This is a genomic window from uncultured Cyclobacterium sp., assembly GCF_963976465.1.
Classification (GTDB): domain Bacteria; phylum Bacteroidota; class Bacteroidia; order Cytophagales; family Cyclobacteriaceae; genus Cyclobacterium.
Genome location: NZ_CAXBOC010000640.1, coordinates 1 through 2,588, shown reverse-complemented (window position 1 = coordinate 2,588; position 2,588 = coordinate 1). Strand labels below are relative to the sequence as shown.

2 protein-coding genes and 1 pseudogene are annotated in these 2,588 nt (G+C 42.3%); all 3 read left to right on the top strand.

Annotated features, from left to right (window positions below; genetic code table 11):
* Positions 1–687: SDR family oxidoreductase (locus tag AAC037_RS23335; RefSeq protein WP_339906017.1), on the top strand; the 687-nt coding region annotated here is incomplete at its 5' end.
* Between the two features lie 12 nt (positions 688–699).
* Entirely contained in the window at positions 700–2,082 is a 1,383-nt protein-coding gene (locus tag AAC037_RS23330) for a hypothetical protein (RefSeq protein WP_339906016.1), read from the top strand.
* Positions 2,083–2,098: 16 nt separating this feature from the next.
* A pseudogene (locus AAC037_RS23325) lies at positions 2,099–2,588 on the top strand (sodium transporter); the annotation flags it as partial.

The following is a 2,588-nucleotide window of genomic DNA, read 5'->3' as shown; positions in this document are numbered from 1 at the left end:
AAGGGAGCGAATGTGGCTTTGGGAGATGTGAAAGAAAACGATGAAGCACAAGCGTTTTTAGCTAGCCTAAATCTTTTAAATCCTGAAGTGAAGGTTTTGTATGACCGTGTAGATGTAAGAGACCCTGCCCAAGTGAAGCAGTGGGTTGAACGGGCAACAGAAGAGCTGGGGACTCTGGATATAATTATCCCTAATGCTGCCACAGTAACCATAAAAGGAATCATGAATATTAGTCCTACGGAGTGGTCTAATGAAATGAAAGTGAATCTTGATGGGGCATTTTACCTTTCAAGATTTGCCAGTGAAAAGTTGCTCCAAGGCAAAGTGTCAGGAAGGTTGGTTTTCGTGGGAAGTTGGGCTGCAGAAACTGTACACCAAAACCTTCCCACTTACAGTGTGTCAAAAGCAGCATTAAGGATGTTGTCCAAATCCTTGGCACTAGAACTTGCTCCTAACGATATTCTGGTAAATGAGATTGCTCCCGGCTATGTGGATGCAGGTTTGAGTAAACAGGTATTAGACGGCAATGAATCAGCAAAGCTAAAAGCGATAGAAAAAGTACCTATCAAAAGAATTATGCACCCAGATGAAGTTGCCAGTAGTGTACTCTGGTTATGTGATTTTAACAATAAACACATGACTGGTAGTACCTTGCTCATGGATGGTGGATTGTCCTTATTGTCCTAAACTATTTCCAATATGAGTTCTGCTAATACTAAGAAAAAGCAATTTATTAGACCTTTTGAAGGAGAATTTGGAATAGGACAAAGGGATATTACTCCCCCTATTGGGATCAATAATAAAAACTGGGGAGCTTCTTCCCAGGCAACGGCCACAGGTATTCATCAGCCATTATTGGTTGCCTGTATCAGCATTGAGACTAAAAGTAACCCTTCCCCCATGGTCTTTTTGTCAGCAGATCTTGGCTGGTGGAAAAATATGGAGGATGAAGCCTATGTTAGGAATTTTATCCTTGAAAAAACAGGACTGGATGAGGCCTCACTTTTGTTTTGTTTTTCCCATACCCACGCTGGCCCCAATCTAAATAGAGCCGATAAAGACAAGCCCGGAGGAGAACTGATAGCTCCTTACTTGGATACTTTGAGGGAAACATGTACAGAGTTAATCAAGGAATGCCTACGGAATAAAGTTTCGGGAATACTGACTTGGGAATATGGCACCTGTAATCTGGCTAAAAACCGAGATTATTATGAGGCGGAAAGTAATCAGTATTTTGTTGGTTACAATTCCAGCAAACCTGCCGATGACACCTTGCTTGTAGGGAGAATTACGGATACTGCAGGAGGGCTAATGGGTACAATTGTGAATTATGCTTGCCACCCGACCACCTTAGCATGGGACAACCTTAAAATTTCCCCGGACTTCCCGGGTACTTTCAAAAAGGTAATGAAAGAAAATACCGGGGCTCCAAGTTTGTTCATTCAAGGAGCTTCCGGAGACCTTGCTCCAGCAGAGCAATATTCAGGAAATGTCGCGCTTGCGGAAAAACACGGTAGGCAATTGGCATTTTCTGCCTTGGCTGTGCTCGAATGTATGTCGCCTGCAGGTAAAGCACTTTTTTTCAAGGAAACAGTTGCCTCTGGGGCCCCGCTGGCCATCTGGGAGCAGGAGTCTGTAGCTGTTAATAGTAATGTGTCGGCTGAAATTATCACTATTGAATTGCCATTGAAACCTTGGCCATCCATCAAGGAGCTTAAGCAGTCCATCAATGAATGTGAGGATCCGGTACTAAAGGAAAGGCTTATCCGCAAACTGGGAGTGAGAAGTTCAATTGGTGATGGGGCTAAAGTCACAGTCAAGGTTTGGTATTGGCAATTGGGAGATTGTCTGATCGTAGTGCAGCCCAATGAAGCCTATGCTGTTTTTCAACAAACCCTTCGGGAGAAATTCTCTTCTGCACCTGTGGTGGTGGGAAATATTGTCAATGGGCATATAGGGTACTTACCACCAAAGGAACTTTATGACAAAGACATGTATACCGTGTGGCAAACGCCATTTGATGCCGGCGCTTATGAAGTTTTGGTTCAAGAGGTGTTAAATAAAATGAACAGTAAACCCTGATTAGCTTTAAAACAATATGGAATCCAATTTTACGAATTTAGACCTAGGGATATTTATCATCTACATTGTAGGAATAATTGGGTTAGGGCTATATGCCTCCAGGAAAAGTACCGGTGAAAGTAAACGTGATTATTTTCTAGCTGGTGACAAACTTCCATGGTGGATGATAGGAGGAAGTATTATTGCTGCCAATATCAGTAGTCATCACTTGGTAGGGGTAATGGGAGTGGCCTACGAAAGAGGGTTTGTGGCCATTGTAATAGAGTGGGGAGCAATATTGGTAGGTTTTAATGTGTTGTTATGGGTGTTTTTACCTTTTTATATTAGGAATGGTTTTTATACCATGCCGGAATTTCTACAAAAGAGGTTTGGTGGAGGAGCAAGGACAACCTATTCGATTTTGGTACTATTGACTTATATTTTTGTGGAGATAAGTGCCGTACTTTATTTAGGAGCCATTTCGTTACAATCCTTGCTGGGAATACCAATGCTGGCGAGTATTCTTT

Excerpts from the sequence above, each read along its gene's own strand:
- AAC037_RS23330 (WP_339906016.1), top strand. The coding sequence starts at position 700 with ATGAGTTCTGCTAATACTAAGAAAAAGCAATTTATTAGACCTTTTGAA.